Consider the following 14562-nt stretch of genomic DNA (forward strand, 5'->3'; position numbering starts at 1 on the left):
TTGCGTTTCATTGATTCCTATGATCAATCAGCCGTCATTTAAAAAAGTTTCGGTTGCCGCCGCTTCGGCTGCAGATCTTCACACACCGGCCAGCAACTTTTCATTCCGTTCGACGACGCGCGTCAGATATTTCGTGTACAGACTGAGTTCTTCCCCTTCAAACAGATTCCGCTGCACATTGCCTGTCAGCGCATGGAGCAGCTGCTGGACACGGGTATTCAACTCAAAGACGGTGACCGGCTTGCCGAGAAGTTCGGTGAGCGAGGCCATCACTTCCGGACGGATCGTGGGATAGTCGAATTTCGTCTGCTCGCCCTTCAGGCCCGTCCGGTAAACGTCGCGGATCAGCTCGGCCCGCTCGGAGCCGCTGCCTTCTGCGCAAAGGTACACCTGGACGGCGATCCCTCCCCGGAGGCGCCTTTGGGAAATGCCGGCAAATTTCCTGCCGCCGATGCTCAGATCGTATGATCCCGGGCAGTAGGAACCGACGATTTCGTAAGCTTCGATCCGGTCCGCCGCCTCCGGCAGCAGGAGCCGGACAAACTCCAGCATCACTTCGTAGCCCGCCGGGATGTCGATCGGCCGTCCCCGCTCCGACAGCGTGATCGTAATGTTGAGCACGCCCTCGTCGAGGACCACCGCAAGTCCGCCGGAGTTCCGGACAATCGGGCGCCAGCCGTTCGTCTCCAGAAGGGCGACCGCGTCCCCGATGAACGGGAGCCGGTGATCCTGGATGCCGAGAACGACGGTCCGGCCGTGTACCCAGGTCCGGACCGCCGGACTGCTCAACCCTTGTCCGACGAGATGGCAGAGTGTGTCGTCCATTGCAAATGATTCAAGCGCCGACCGTCCGATGCCGCTCGCCGACTGGTCGATGAAGCGCCAGGAAGACGGGTGCAGAAGGTCGGTCGTCAAGTCCGTGGTGAAGTCCATGGTTCATTCTCCTGATCTTTGTTTCCCGGGTTTGGCCGGGTTTCATTGTTCCTCCGACAAGCATACACAAACAGGTGTCGGCAGAAAAGCGGCAGCCTTTTTAACAATGATGTGACGGCGGGGCCTGTCCCCCCGTTCCTGAAGGCATCTGTGCTACACTTAGGCTATCCGAAACAAAAGGAGTGTCATTCATATGATCGAAGCAGCAATCACCCTTGACGGCTGGTATGTGCTCCACGATTTCCGCACGGTCGACTGGGCCACGTGGAAGGCGCTGCCCGAAGAAGAACGGAAAGCCGCAACCAACGAATTCATGGCGTTCCTCGACAAGCTCCAGAAAGCGGACGACGAGAAGACCGGCAGCCATGCCTTCTATACAATTGTCGGCCAAAAAGCAGACTTCATGCTCATGATTCTCCGTCCGACAATGGACGAACTCCAGAAACTCGAAGCAGAGTTCAATAAACTGGCGATCACCGACTATCTGATCCCGTCTTATTCCTATGTCTCTGTTGTGGAGCTCTCCAACTATCTGGCCAAGGAATCGAACGAAGACCCTTACCAGAACCCGTATGTCCGCGGCCGTCTCTATCCGGAACTTCCGCGCTCCCAGTATGTGTGCTTCTACCCGATGGACAAAAAGCGCGAAGGCGAAGACAACTGGTATATGCTCGACATGGACCGCCGCCGCGAACTCATGCGCAGCCACGGAATGATCGGACGCGAATATGCCGGCAAGGTCAAGCAGATCATCTCCGGCTCGGTCGGATTCGACGATTACGAATGGGGCGTCACCCTCTTCTCGGACGATGTCCTCCAGTTCAAGAAGCTCGTGTATGAAATGCGGTTTGACGAAGTGAGCGCACGCTACGGCGTGTTCGGTTCATTCTTTGTCGGGACGATTCTCCAGGGCGAAGACCGTCAAGCCTTCTTCGATGTGAAATAAATCCGGATGAAAACGGGCAGCCCTGTGCGGCTGCCCGTTTTTTTGTCGCCCCGCTTATTCCTTCAGATAGTCCCGGACTTCCTCCTCCAGCGTCATCCGGTCCCAGTCGGTGAGTGCGGGGTCCATGCCCCGCAGGCCGGCCCGGTGCTCGACGAATTCCGAGGCGAGGCAATAGCCGAGCCGGGAAAAGCCGAGCCGTCCTCCGCCGGACAACCGGAACCACTCTTTCTCTTTTTCTTCGTCCCAGCCGCTCACCATGTCATCCAGGAACCGGTCTTTCAGCTTGCGCTTGTTCGCCATGAAGAAGCCGTACCCCTCTTCGGGCAGCGCCCCGAATGACGTATACGTCGGCTGGTCCAGGCCCGGGACGGCGAGACGGGACAGATAGACTGCTCCGCCTTCCGACAAAAGCGTCACAGCGGGATGGCCCCAATCCACATGTTGCCACCATTTGTCCCCGCCCGCTTTTGCGGACATCCGGTACTGGACGACATGGCCGGTTTCGTGGGCGGCGACGGTGCGCAGGTCATCCGGATCCGGCGACAGCATTTCAAGTGCATAGTAGGCGTCGGTCTTTCTATCCCCGCCGATGAACGCATTCGAGCCGAATGTGCCGACGAACAGATGATGATCCATGTCCGTGTCGACCCCGGTCAGCTCCCGGTAAGCCTCTTCCACCCGTTCAATTTCTTCCGGCAGCCGCTCCCCCGCCTTCCCGATGTCCCCGACCTTTACCGGGTATTGCTCGATTGCCCGGATGAGCCGTTCGTCCGTCTTCGGGCAGTGTGCCGGGAAGTATTCCCCAAAAATCTCCGGATACTCGGCAAAATAGTCTTCCAGCCCGTCTTTCGCCTTCAGTTCCCCGTTGTCATACCGCTGCATGAACCTGTAAACCGTATTATCGATCGCCACGGTCCTCCCGCTCCCTTCCGATTTCTGTCGCTATACAGGAATGTACCCGGCCTTCCGCTCATATAGTCATTCCGAGGAGGTCAAGCGATGGCGGTGGTCCAGGCAACCGACAAAGAAGTCCAGCTGCTCGCCCGGCTCATGCGGGCCGAAGCGGAAAGCGAAGGCGACCTCGGAATGCTGATGGTCGGGAATGTGGGTGTGAACCGCGTTCGCGCCGACTGTCTGGACTTTAAGGATATCCGCTCGATCCAGCAGATGGTGTTCCAGAGTCCCGGCGGATTCGAGGCGACGACGAAAGGCTACTTCTACCAGCGGGCGCGCGACGAGGATATCCGTCGTGCCCGTCGCGTGATCGCCGGGGAACGCTTCCATCCGGCAACACGCTCGCTCTGGTTCTTCGAGCCTTCCGGAGACTGCCCGGCTCAGTGGTATGACCAGTGGAACACCGGGCGCTTCAAGTCGCACTGCTTCTATTCTCCGTCCTCGAGTGATTGCCCGCAAGTCTAATCAGCAAACGAAAGGTGGAGCCAGATGGTCCAGTATTATTGGAATCCGAATATCCGGCCGGTGCCGATGCAGCCGGCCATGCCTCAGCAGACGGTGCCGCCCCCGGTGACGCTTCCTGCGGGACGCCCGCCCGCCAGGGGAGAAGAGTCTTATATCGAGAATATCCTGCGGCTCAACCGCGGCCAGCCCGGTACATTCCACTTCTCATTTGAGCACGGCGAGCGGGGCACGACTACGAAGGTGATCCGGGGGTTCGTTGAAGCGGCAGGCCGCGACCACGTGATCCTCCGGGAAGCACGGACCGATCACCGGTTCCTGTTCCCGATGATCTACTTCGATTACGCCGAATTCGATGAGGAACTCAACTATTTCGACCAGCAGCCAAGATGAAAAAAGGACATCCCGACGGCCGAAGCCGGACGGATGTCCTTTTTCATTTCCGGGGAAGTCCATCATCCCATGTATTTTGCGGCAGCGATCGCCACCATGAGCCAACCGATGATGAACGCCACGCCTCCGAGCGGCGTAATCGCGCCGAGCACGCCGATCTGCGTAAGCGCAAGCACATACAGGCTGCCGGAGAACAGGATGATCCCGGCAAACATCAACCAGCCGGCCCAGCTGAGCTGGGTCGCGTTTCCGAGCAGCGACGGGTGTTTGAGCACACCGATGATGATCAGGCCGATGGCATGGTACATCTGGTACATGGCCGCCTTTTCCCAGACGCTCATATAATGGTCGTTCAGCTTGCCTTCCAGGCCATGGGCACCGAACGCCCCGGCCGCGACTGAGATCAGCGCATTGATCGCGCCGGCAATCAGAAAGAACTTCACTCATTTCCCCTTCTTTCCTGTCTGTTTGGTCGATAGATTTTGTCACGTTGCGGAAACACAATGGGCAGCAGCGGCTGCCGGTCTTGTGCCATCAGAAATCGAATATCGAATGGCCGTTGGCACCGTCTTCCTCCTGCCTCGGAGGCACAACGGGAGCGGCCTGGGCTGTTCCTTGTGTGTTTGGCATCGTTGCGTGCGGCACAGACAGCGGCACCGGCTTCACTTCGGGCATCCGGCTGACCGGCCGGTCCCCGAGTGCGACATCCGCGAGCGACCGGACCGCCGCCAGCGCCTCACGTCTTTGGGCTTCGCCCGATGCGTTCCTCGCTTCGCACATCTGCCGTTCCATCTCTTCGAGAATCCGTTCGATCGGCACCATCCGATCCACCTCCTTACCATCAGGTTTCCACTTTATCATGCTTTGGCCGATATGGCGCGCACAATTTCGTGACAAACGCAAGCGGAAGCCGGACGGGCTTCATGCTTTCGTCCGGCACCAGTCGATCTCATCTTCTTTCCATTTTCTGAGCTGTTCATTCACCTTCGAAAACGGCCTGCTGCCGAAAAATCCGCGGTTCGCGCTCAGCGGGCTCGGGTGAGGTGATTCGATCACCGTATGTTTAGACAAATCGATCAGCTTTTTCTTCTGCTGGGCAGGCTTCCCCCAGAGGACGAAGACGACCGGCTTTTCCCGAGAGGACAGCTTCATGATCACTTCATCCGTCAGCGTCTCCCAGCCGTGTCCCCGGTGGGAGTTTGCTTCTCCGGCCCTGACGGTGAGCACCGTGTTCAGCATCATGACGCCCTGCTGCGCCCATCCGGTGAGCGTGCCGTCCTCCGGTTCTTCACAACCGATGTCCGCCTTCAATTCTTTGAATACGTTGCGCAGGCTCGGGGGCTTGCGGACGCCGGGCTTCACCGAAAAGCTCAGCCCGTGAGCCTGCCCCGGGCCATGATAGGGATCCTGGCCGAGGATGACCACTTTCACTTCTTCATACGGCGTCAGTTCGAATGCGGTCCAGATGTCATGCATCGGCGGGTAGATCTCCCTGCTGCCGTATTCCGACTTCAGAAATTCACGGAGCTGCCGGTAGTACGGCTTCATGAACTCCCGTTCGAGTTCCCCCTGCCAGTCATTGTTCAGAATATCCTTCACCAACGGCCATCACTCCTTGAATGTCACTTCGACGTCATACCCCGCGAACGAGAACATTTCCTTCAGCGTGGATTCCGCGTTCTTCCTTGCCGTTTCGAGCACGCCCTGCTCAGTCGCCTCTTTGATGATGAGCGACTGGGCCTCCTCTGCCAGGTCGTATCCTTCCCGGATATCCGCCTTCGCACGGAACAGTCCCTCCTGGGAATAAATCTGCGCTTCATCAAACCGGATCTCCGGTTTCCCGAGAAATTCCGGTTTCGGCACTTCGATCCGGACGGTTTCGGCTTCCTGGTCGACCCGGATGTCTTTCTCCCCGACCTTCCCGAAGTCGATGCCGGCCTTCACCGAGCCCGGCAGGACAACGAGCAGATTGCGTTTTGTGCCCGGGATGTCGATCCCGATGCTTTGCCCGAACAGCTCGTTGTCCGACCGCTCGATGATCACTTTCGTGTACGCCTCCGCAGTTGCAAGCTCTTTCAATTCCTGCACCCGCTGGACGACCGCCCCTTTCTGTTCCATGAACGTGCTTCCGCCGGCGAGCAGCCGGAGGGCAAGAATCGGAAGGATCAGGACGAGCGCCAGGAGCGGAACGGCGATCCAGAGGAAAGTCTTGAATGCCCGCCTCCGCCCGCTGCCGTCCTTGGCGCCGGTTTTCGTTGCCGGTCCGTCCCATACTTCATCGACCGTCACGGCCGACTCCTCTTCACTGCCGGGCCGTCCCCCGCGTTTTTCATTCGGTTTCGGCATCATCCGCCTCCTTTCCCGCCCTCCGGCGGCTATCATTCTCTGATTCTATTAATATTACCCGATTCCTGCCGAAAAAACGCTTATGGCCGTGCGGTCACGGCTGTATTTCCTTTGCAGAAATTTCGATAATCCGGCAGATTCCTGTTACAATGTAACAAGAACTTCACATTGAAAAGGAGTCTTCCATCATGGCACTTAAAAAGACACTCACCATTGCAGGTTCAGATACATCCGGCGGAGCCGGCCTCCAGGCTGACCTGAAAACGTTCCAGGAGCACGGAACGTACGGCATGACGGCCGTCACCGTCATTGCGACGATGGATCCGGACAACGGCTGGAGCCACGGCGTCTACACACTGCCGATCGACGTTCTGAAGGAACAGCTGAAAACAGCGCTCTCCGTCGGCATCGACGCCCTCAAGACCGGGATGCTCAGTACCGAGGAAGTCATCGAGACGGCCGGCGAAGGCATCCGCCGCGCAGGCACCCCCCATGTCGTCATCGATCCGGTCATGGTGTGCAAGGGCGAATCCGAAGTCCTCAACCCGGGCGTCGTGGACGCGATGATCGAGCATCTTCTCCCGGTTGCGGAAGTGATCACTCCGAACCTTCTCGAAGCCGGTTTCCTGTCCGGCCTCGCCCCTCTCCGGACGATCGACGACATGAAGGCGGCAGCCGCGAAGATCCACGAACTCGGCGCCAAGCATGTAGTCGTTAAAGGCGGCAAGCACCTCCGGCACGACAAAGCCGCAGACCTGTACTTTGACGGGGAAAAATACCTCCTGCTCGAAACGGAGAAAGTCGACACGACCTACAACCACGGTGCCGGCTGCACGTTCGCAGCCGCCATCACGGCGAATCTCGCCAACGGCCTGGACGTCCATGATGCTGTCCTCGGGGCGAAGAAATTCGTGGCGGCCGCCATCCGGCACGGCTGGCAGCTCAATCAGTATGTCGGTCCCGTCCTCCACGGTGCATACAACAAGTTCGGCGCACCCGAAGTGACCGTCACGGAGATCTGAATGAATTGAATGGAACGGCCGGGCCTTCGTATGTCCGGCCGTTTTTCTATTGAATCGGATCAACAAGGGACGGCTCAGGGCAATCCGGGGAATACTCTTGCCCATCACGGGAAAACTTGTGAAATCCTTGCCCCTCCGCCCGGCGCGGGCCACCCGGCGGCGGATACTATAAACCAATGAGTGATATTCGCGCGGGTGTTCTTCGCATCACACGCTCCGCGCAGATGATTCTGACCCCGCTCCCCGAGCGCGGAAATCGCAATCACCGGGGATGTTCTCTATACTTAATCAAGTGAAAGTTATCAGGGAGGGCTGAATGACCGATGGAAAAAGTGAACCGGGAGGAACTGCAGCGCCACATCGACTCGTTTGCCGGCAAAGAGGTGTACCTCCATCTCGAGACGACGAACGGTTCGTATGCGGCCCATTTCAACGAAGGCTTTTTCAATGCCGGTGCGTTCATCCGAAACGTGCAGGTTCGCTACGAGCTCGGCAAGGTGGTCGGAGATTCTCCGCACCGGGTCGGATTGAAACTGCCGTACGGATGGGTGTATGCACAGGGCATCACTCATTATGAAGTCGACGAATATGGACGCCTGCTCATGGCCGGGCTCGACAGCAGCGGAAAGCTTGCCGTCGCACTCGAACTGAGCGAGACGCCATTTGCCTATTAAGGAGATGAACCGCAATGCAAATCGAGAAGGAACGTCATGTCCTCGTCGTCTTTCCGCACCCCGATGATGAGGCGTTCGGTGTATCGGGGTCGATATCAACGTATATCCAGATGGGCGTGCCGGTGACGTATGCTTGCCTGACGCTCGGCGAAATGGGCCGCAACCTCGGCATGCCGCCGTTCGCCACACGGGAGACACTGCCGGAAATCCGGAAAAACGAATTGCGCGCCGCCTGTGAAGCGATGGGAATCGAGGACTTGCGCATGATGGGATTGCGCGACAAGACCGTGGAGTTTGAGGACGATGAAAAAATGGTGCAGCTCGTAACGGATCTGATCGACGAAACGAATCCGTCGCTGATCATCACATTCTATCCGGGCTACTCCGTCCACCCCGACCACGAGGCGACGGCCCGTGCGGTCGTCCGTGCAGTCCGCCGGGTTCCCGAAGCGGACCGGCCAAAGCTGTACGCTGTCGCCTTCGCAAACGAAACGGCGGATGAACTCGGCGAGCCGGATGTCATTCATGATGTGACGGCGATGCTGGACCGGAAGATTAACACGCTGAATGCCCATGCATCCCAGACCGTGTGGATGATGAAAGAAATGGAGAAGAAACTGGCCGACGGGGATTCCGAAGCGATCGAACGTTTTGCAAAAGAGAAATTTTATAGTTATCGTTGGCACGATGATTTTGAAGAAACATTTTGACGCCGACCCCTCTCCTTGATATCTTTGGAGAGGGGGTTTTTCATGTCCGGAATAAACTGAATTCCCGAACTTTATATGGAGTATTTACTTATTCATTAAAGTGAATTATTATGTATTCCATCAACACAGTGTTCCGGATAAATTATTTGATGGGGGAAAAGAGAAAATGAAGAAATTCAGTGCATCGACGTGGACCTGGTTTCTGATCCCGTCGATCATCGGCGTCTTCCTGTTCATGGTGCCGATCAAATACGGCGGCGATTGGATCGTCCCGATCGCGGTGCTCGCCAACTGGCTGGCCGCAATCATCACGCCGGTCATCCTGTGGGTGGCAGTCGCGGTGCTCGGCATCGCTGCGCTCGGTTCGGTAATCATGCTGTTCGCACCGAAGAAAGCACCGGAAGAACGCAGCTTCCTGGAGAATCTGTTCGGAGTGACAGTGTTCTGGACGGTCGTCCGGGTACTCGGGGCAATCTTCGCAGTCTTGACCGCGCTCAAGCTCGGGCCGGAGGCCGTATGGAGCAAAAATACCGGCGGTCTGCTGCTCGATCCGGCAGACGGACTCGTCACATTCCTCTTCACGATTTTCATCTTCGCCGGCCTGCTTCTGCCGCTCCTCATGAACTTCGGCCTGCTCGAGTTCTTCGGGACGATGATGGTGAAGATCATGCGCCCGCTCTTCAAGCTGCCGGGGCGTTCATCCATTGACGCGCTCGCTTCATGGGTCGGTGACGGGACAATCGGCGTCCTCCTGACGGACAAGCAGTACCAGGAAGGGCACTATACGAAAAAAGAAGCATCGATCATTGCCACGACATTCTCCGTCGTCTCGATCACATTCTCCATCGTCATCATCGGAACGGTCGGTATGGAAAAATACTTCCTCCCGTTCTACGGCACGGTCGTCCTGACCGGTCTGATCCTGGCGCTCATCATGCCCCGGATCTATCCGCTTTCGCGCAAGAAAGAGGAATACATAGACGGCCGCAAATTCACAGGCGAAGAGGAACAGGTTCCTCCCGGCTACAATGCCGTCACCCACGGGCTGGAGAACGCATTGTCAACCGCGCAGAAAAACCGTCATCTCGGCCGGACTTTCTCCGACGGGATGAAAAACGTCTTTGACATGTGGTTCGGCGTCATTCCGGTCGTCATGGCGTTCGGAACGATCGCCCTCATTCTCGCCGAGTATACAAGTCTCTTCCAGATCATCGGCAAGCCGTTCGAGCCTTATCTGGCGCTTCTCCAAATTCCTGAAGCCGCCTCGGCAGCCCCGCTCATGATCATCGGATTCGCCGACATGTTCCTGCCGTCGATCCTTGCAGACGGTACGATCACATCGGAGGTCACACTCTTTACCGTGGCTGCCATTTCGGTCGTCCAGCTCATTTACATGTCGGAGGTCGGCGGACTGATCCTCGGCACAAAGATCCCTGTGAACATCTTTGAGCTGTTCGTCATCTTCCTTCTTCGCACGCTCATCGCGCTGCCGATCATCTCGGTCATCGCGCATCTGCTTTTCTGAATCAAAAAGCCGGCACCCTCATCGGGCTGCCGGCTTTTTCATCTTTCCAATTTCCACGCGGTCAGACGGTGGACGGGGCGGAATCCCGCAGCCTCATACAGGCCGAGTGCGGCCTCATTGCCTCCTTCCACCGCCAGCCGGATGCTGGCGATCTTCTCATGGTCGAACAGTCCGGCAAGCCCCGTCCTGAGCAGCCGGGTGGCAACGCCCTGACGGCGGTGCTCCGGCGACACGGCAATGAATTCAATCGTGCCTTCCCCGTGCACGGGCACTGCCTCCACGTAGACGTATCCTTTGATCCCCCTCTGTTCATCCGGAATGACGAACAACCGGTTGCTGCCGTCCAGCCCGTCCAATAGTTCATCCGGGGAAAGATAAGTGCCCGGAAACTCCGTTTCATGCAATTCCCTGAATGCATTTTCGTATCGGCGGTCATAGAGGAAAGCCGGCTCGTCCACAGCCCGGAATCCTCTGCGTTCCGCCTGAAGCACGACATGCCGGCCGGTCCGGACAGCGCCGAGGCGTTCCGCAAATGCTGCGGCATCTGTGTTTTCTTCATTCAGAAAGAACTCGAAACGGCCGGCCATTCCACTAACCGATTCGGCCGCCTCTTTCCAGAGACGTTCGGCAACCTCTTTGAACGGACGGCCCGGTGCGACGAACGGTCCCCACACTTCTGCGCTTTTTCTCTCTTCGTCAATATCCAGGCCGAGTGCTCCGATCGTGATGCCCCCTTCTTCCGCCACCCAGAATGACTTGTCAAACCCCATATCCGAAAAGTCGTCTTCAAGCGTCTGCAGGATTTCTTCCCGATCTTCCCCGCAATAGCCGATATGGCTGGACGGCATGCGGTTGAGGCGCTCGAGAAAGTCTGCAACGGCCGCCGGCTTGCCGGCAGGCCGGATGTGATAAGCTCCCATGATGATCCCCCTTTCCTTTCATCATACAGAATTGAATGGCCGCTTTCACCGGCAAATATAAAACGCCGCCGGATACTGCCCGGCGGCGTTTGAAGGGTTTCACTTGCCAAGTTTGACTTTCAGTTTTTCGAGCATTTCGGCGGTCATCGAGTCGAGGTCGTACTTCGCCTCGAAGCCCCATTCTTCCTTCGCTGCCGTCGCGTCGATCGAGTCCGGCCAGCTGTCGGCAATCGCCTGGCGGACCGGGTCGACGGCGTAGTCCATCTTGAAGCCGGGAATGTGCTTTTGGATCGCCTCGGCCACCTGCGACGGTTCGAAGCTCATCGCGGTCACGTTGAACGAATTTCGGTGCTTGAGCTTCCCGGGGTCGGCTTCCATCAGGTCGACGATCGCCTGGAGGGCATCCGGCATATACATCATGTCCATATAGGTGCCTTCCGCGATAAAGGACGTGTAGCGGCCTTCTTCAAGCGCCTTGTAGTAGATGTCGACGGCGTAGTCGGTTGTGCCGCCGCCCGGAGGCGTTACATACGAGATCAGGCCCGGGAAGCGGACGCCCCGCGTATCGACGCCGAATTTCGAGTAGTAATAGTCGCACAGCAGTTCGCCGGAAACCTTGTTCACGCCGTACATCGTGGTCGGACGCATGAGCGTATCCTGCGGCGTGTCGCGCTTCGGCGTTGTCGGTCCGAAAGCGCCGATCGAGCTCGGCGTGAAGAACTGGAGTCCGAGATCGCGGGCTGTTTCGAGCGCATTCACGAGGCCGCCCATGTTCAGGTTCCAGGCCAGGAGCGGTTTCTGCTCGGCTGTTGCGGACAGGAGCGCCGCCATGTGGATCAGCGTGTCTGCCCCGAACGACCTGGCGATTTCCTGCATGCGTTCCCCGTCGGTCACATCCAGCTGCCTGAACGGTCCGTCCTGACCGTCCGCCGGTTCGCGGACGTCCGTCGCCAGGACGTTGTTGGCGCCGTAAAGGTCCCTCAGTTTCCCGGTCAATTCCGAACCGATCTGGCCAAGTGCACCGGTCACCATGATCTTCTTCATAGAATCACTCCTCAAAAATCCATTTGTATTTTCAGGGCGTACATTATATTGCGATAAATCATTGAGAATACTCGCCTTTTATGTTCTCCATTATAGAATGTCGCCGCCAAAAGCACAACAACAGTTTCCTTTCACTGCTTGCCCGCCATTGGTATAATAAAGAAAAAACAGAGGTGCCGTTTTGAATGCCGTTGTTCATTTTCTGATCCTGCTGGTCGTCTTGTCGGCTGCCGCGTTCATCCTTTTCCTGCTCCGGGCGCCGTTCTGGCTGATCCTGCTCGTCATCGTGGCAGTGTATATGGCCGTGACGACGGTGCCGACGTTCCACACGGTCTACAAGTCGCAGAACCTGCGCGCGATCGACCGCTTCCTGCTCCGGAATTACCGCAAGCCGATCTTCAACTATGCCTACAATATCGGGCATGGAACGGACGAGGAGATCCGGAATTCCCTGCGGACCATCATCGACAAGAGTTCGCGCGGAGATGCCCGGCATGTGTACAGTGCGCTGCTCGGCGTCCATTCAGGGGACGGCGATGAAGTCCTCGCCCACGCAGGCAAGATTAACCCCGGGCCGCTCCGGTCCTACTATTATGCCTACGGGACCGCTTTGAACGGTGATCTTGACGAGGCCGGCCGCATTGCCGGGAAGATCACCGATGAATGGATGAAGCACACGATCTATGCAGTCATCGCAAAGAAGCAGGGAAACCCGGAAGAATTCCGGAAAGAGGCCAAATATGCCGAAGACGCATCTGTCGGCATCCAGCATTATCTGCTTCACCACAATTTCAGAAAGATGGCGGAAAGCTTCAATCTATCACAGGAGGGATCATCGATGATGCAACTTGTCGAGAACACTGCTGTTGAGCTGAAGGACGGACGCCGCGGACTGATCCTCGGCGTCCGGGACAATGAAGAGATCGTCCAATATGATGTGGAGCTCGGCGACGGCGAAATCATCACAGTCTTCGCGGAAGAAGTGCGCCGGCCGGTCTGAACCAAATCCCCTGCGGAAGCGGGGGATTTTTTTGATCTGCGAAGTGACGGGTGCGGCATCCGGGCGGATTCCGGTGGAACGGCAAAAAGGGCATCCGGTTTCCCCGGATGCCCTTTTTCTCATCGTTCACTTATTCGGTCTTCTCAGCCATTGTTCCCCTTCCCGTTCAAACCGCTCGAGTTCTCCGCGGGCTTCAAGGTCCAGTTTGACGGCCGTGATATACCACGTGGTCTTGCCGTCAAAGTGGGAGATCCGCTTCGGTGCCCGCTCGGTCAGATCGGTGAATGAGATTTCCCCATTTGCGTCCACTTCTTCGAGGATCGCTTTGCGGATGGCTTCGTAACGTCGGGTGAGGATTTTTCCGGCGGTTTCCCCTTTCGGATGCAACAGCTGGATCTGTTCTTCGTCGCGTTTGCCCATCGTTTCCCTCCTCAGCTAATGACGCCGAGTTCCTTGCCGACCTTCTCGTAGATGGAGAGCGCCTGGTCAATCATGTCTTTCGTATGGGCGGCCGTCGGCATGTTGCGGACGCGGCCCGTGCCCTGCGGAACCGTCGGGAAGACGATCGATTTCGCGTAGACGCCTTCTTCCATCAGGCGCTTCGAGAACTGCTGGGTGAGCTTTTCTTCTCCGATGATGCACGGGGTGATCGGCGTTTCGGAATGGCCGATGTCAAATCCGAGCTTCTTGAGCCCCTCTTTCAGGTAATTGCCGTTTTCCCACAGCTTGTCCACGAGTTCGCTCGATTCGAGGAGCTTGTCGACCGCCCCGATGACTGCCGCAACATCACCCGGCGTCATTGCGGTGGAGAAGAGGAACGGACGGGAACGGACTTTCAGCCAGTCGATGAGCTGTTGTTTCCCGGCGACATATCCTCCGACCACGCCGATTGCCTTGGACAGGGTGCCGATCTGGAAATCGATCTCCCGCTCAAGGCCGAAATGTTTGACGGTCCCTTTGCCCTCGCCCATGACGCCGGAGCCGTGTGCATCGTCGACGTAGGTGATGAGGTCAAATTCCTTCGCAATCTGGACTGCGTCCGGCAGGTTGGCGACGTCGCCGTCCATCGAGAAAACACCGTCAGTGATGTACATGACTTTATTGAACTGGCCGGACTCCGTCGCTTCCTTCGCTTTCTTGCGGAGGTCGTCCATGTCCTGGTGATTGACGCGGATGATCTTCGCGCGCGACAGGCGGCAGCCGTCGATGATGGAGGCATGGTTCAGTTCATCGGACAGGATCGCGTCGTTTTTGTCCATGACTCCGGAAATGGCCGCCATGTTGCAGTTGAAGCCGGACTGATAGGCAATCGCCGCCTCCGTCCCCTTGAACTCGGCGAGCTTCTCCTCGAGTTTTACATGGATGTCGAGCGTGCCGTTGATGGTCCGCACGGCCCCCGCGCCGACGCCGTACTTGTCGATCGCGTCCTTCGCGAGTTTCTTCAGGTCCCCATCCGTAGCAAGGCCGAGGTAGTTGTTCGAACTCAGATTGATGAGCTGCTTGCCGCCGATCGTGATCGTCGGCCCGTTCGGACCTTCCACCGGGTCGATGACGTTATACAGCCCTGCATCTTTCAGCTCCTGCAGATGATCATTGAGAAATTGGTCAAGAATCTTTGCCAAGGCAGATCTTC

18 protein-coding genes are annotated in these 14562 nt (G+C 57.5%); 8 read left to right on the forward strand and 10 right to left on the reverse strand.

Going from position 1 to position 14562, the window contains the following annotated elements; genetic code table 11:
• Nucleotides 1-78 precede the first annotated feature (78 nt).
• On the reverse strand, nt 79-933 hold the full coding sequence (locus B0B07_RS02750; RefSeq protein ID WP_076756829.1) for an octanoyl-[GcvH]:protein N-octanoyltransferase: 855 nt from the start codon (nt 931-933) through the stop codon (nt 79-81).
• Nucleotides 934-1126: 193 nt separating this feature from the next.
• Here B0B07_RS02750 and hemQ point away from each other — a divergent pair, with 193 nt between their 5' ends.
• Nucleotides 1127-1879: a hydrogen peroxide-dependent heme synthase gene (gene hemQ, locus B0B07_RS02755; RefSeq protein ID WP_076756830.1), complete on the forward strand. Its 753-nt coding sequence runs from the start codon at nt 1127-1129 to the stop codon at nt 1877-1879.
• Nucleotides 1880-1933: 54 nt separating this feature from the next.
• On the opposite strand, the gene B0B07_RS02760 is transcribed toward hemQ, so the two are convergent.
• Nucleotides 1934-2791 carry a DUF2268 domain-containing putative Zn-dependent protease gene (locus tag B0B07_RS02760; protein ID WP_084186512.1) on the reverse strand — a complete coding sequence of 286 codons (858 nt, stop codon included), beginning with the start codon at nt 2789-2791 and terminating at the stop codon, nt 1934-1936.
• Between the two features lie 87 nt (nt 2792-2878).
• Between B0B07_RS02760 and B0B07_RS02765 the strand changes: the two genes are divergently transcribed.
• Both B0B07_RS02765 and gerQ read left to right on the forward strand, forming a co-directional pair.
• A complete protein-coding gene (locus tag B0B07_RS02765) occupies nt 2879-3298 on the forward strand; it encodes a cell wall hydrolase (protein ID WP_076756831.1) in 420 nt (139 codons plus the stop codon).
• A gap of 24 nt (nt 3299-3322) precedes the next feature.
• Nucleotides 3323-3688 carry a spore coat protein GerQ gene (gene gerQ / locus B0B07_RS02770; protein WP_076756832.1) on the forward strand — a complete coding sequence of 122 codons (366 nt, stop codon included), beginning with the start codon at nt 3323-3325 and terminating at the stop codon, nt 3686-3688.
• A gap of 62 nt (nt 3689-3750) precedes the next feature.
• On the opposite strand, the gene B0B07_RS02775 is transcribed toward gerQ, so the two are convergent.
• The 4 genes from B0B07_RS02775 to B0B07_RS02790 all read right to left on the reverse strand — a co-directional run bounded on the left by B0B07_RS02775 (nt 3751) and on the right by B0B07_RS02790 (nt 6034).
• Nucleotides 3751-4131 (reverse strand): DUF423 domain-containing protein, encoded by a 381-nt coding sequence (locus B0B07_RS02775; protein WP_076756833.1) that lies wholly within the window; start codon nt 4129-4131, stop codon nt 3751-3753.
• Between the two features lie 91 nt (nt 4132-4222).
• Nucleotides 4223-4510 carry a YwdI family protein gene (locus tag B0B07_RS02780; protein WP_076756834.1) on the reverse strand — a complete coding sequence of 96 codons (288 nt, stop codon included), beginning with the start codon at nt 4508-4510 and terminating at the stop codon, nt 4223-4225.
• Between the two features lie 99 nt (nt 4511-4609).
• Entirely contained in the window at nt 4610-5290 is a 681-nt protein-coding gene (locus B0B07_RS02785; RefSeq protein WP_076756835.1) for a uracil-DNA glycosylase, read from the reverse strand.
• A gap of 6 nt (nt 5291-5296) precedes the next feature.
• A complete protein-coding gene (locus tag B0B07_RS02790) occupies nt 5297-6034 on the reverse strand; it encodes a DUF4230 domain-containing protein (protein ID WP_084186513.1) in 738 nt (245 codons plus the stop codon).
• A 188-nt stretch (nt 6035-6222) separates the two neighbouring features.
• Between B0B07_RS02790 and thiD the strand changes: the two genes are divergently transcribed.
• From thiD to B0B07_RS02810, 4 genes are all read left to right on the forward strand, one after another.
• Nucleotides 6223-7056: a bifunctional hydroxymethylpyrimidine kinase/phosphomethylpyrimidine kinase gene (gene thiD / locus B0B07_RS02795; protein WP_076756837.1), complete on the forward strand. Its 834-nt coding sequence runs from the start codon at nt 6223-6225 to the stop codon at nt 7054-7056.
• Nucleotides 7057-7379: 323 nt separating this feature from the next.
• Complete coding sequence (locus B0B07_RS02800; RefSeq protein ID WP_076756838.1) at nt 7380-7730, forward strand: YojF family protein; 351 nt, start codon at nt 7380-7382, stop codon at nt 7728-7730.
• Nucleotides 7731-7744: 14 nt separating this feature from the next.
• Nucleotides 7745-8440: a bacillithiol biosynthesis deacetylase BshB2 gene (gene bshB2 / locus B0B07_RS02805; protein WP_076756839.1), complete on the forward strand. Its 696-nt coding sequence runs from the start codon at nt 7745-7747 to the stop codon at nt 8438-8440.
• Nucleotides 8441-8606: 166 nt separating this feature from the next.
• Entirely contained in the window at nt 8607-9965 is a 1359-nt protein-coding gene (locus tag B0B07_RS02810; RefSeq protein ID WP_076756840.1) for a YjiH family protein, read from the forward strand.
• Nucleotides 9966-10003: 38 nt separating this feature from the next.
• Here B0B07_RS02810 and B0B07_RS02815 read toward each other — a convergent pair whose 3' ends face one another.
• Together B0B07_RS02815 and B0B07_RS02820 are read right to left on the reverse strand one after the other, a co-directional pair.
• Nucleotides 10004-10885 carry a GNAT family N-acetyltransferase gene (locus tag B0B07_RS02815; protein WP_076756841.1) on the reverse strand — a complete coding sequence of 294 codons (882 nt, stop codon included), beginning with the start codon at nt 10883-10885 and terminating at the stop codon, nt 10004-10006.
• Nucleotides 10886-10984: 99 nt separating this feature from the next.
• Entirely contained in the window at nt 10985-11929 is a 945-nt protein-coding gene (locus tag B0B07_RS02820) for an L-threonine 3-dehydrogenase (protein ID WP_076756842.1), read from the reverse strand.
• Between the two features lie 181 nt (nt 11930-12110).
• Between B0B07_RS02820 and B0B07_RS02825 the strand changes: the two genes are divergently transcribed.
• The gene (locus tag B0B07_RS02825; RefSeq protein ID WP_076756843.1) at nt 12111-12929 is read left to right on the forward strand and encodes a hypothetical protein; all 819 of its coding nucleotides are present in this window, start codon (nt 12111-12113) and stop codon (nt 12927-12929) included.
• A gap of 126 nt (nt 12930-13055) precedes the next feature.
• Here B0B07_RS02825 and B0B07_RS02830 read toward each other — a convergent pair whose 3' ends face one another.
• Nucleotides 13056-13349, reverse strand: coding sequence for a DUF6958 family protein (locus B0B07_RS02830; protein WP_076756844.1), 294 nt, complete (start codon nt 13347-13349; stop codon nt 13056-13058).
• An 11-nt stretch (nt 13350-13360) separates the two neighbouring features.
• Nucleotides 13361-14551: a glycine C-acetyltransferase gene (locus B0B07_RS02835; protein WP_076756845.1), complete on the reverse strand. Its 1191-nt coding sequence runs from the start codon at nt 14549-14551 to the stop codon at nt 13361-13363.
• Nucleotides 14552-14562 lie beyond the last annotated feature (11 nt).

Origin of the sequence: Edaphobacillus lindanitolerans (genome assembly GCF_900156305.1) — a bacterium.
GTDB classification, from domain to species: Bacteria; Bacillota; Bacilli; order Bacillales_A; family Planococcaceae; genus Bhargavaea; species Bhargavaea lindanitolerans.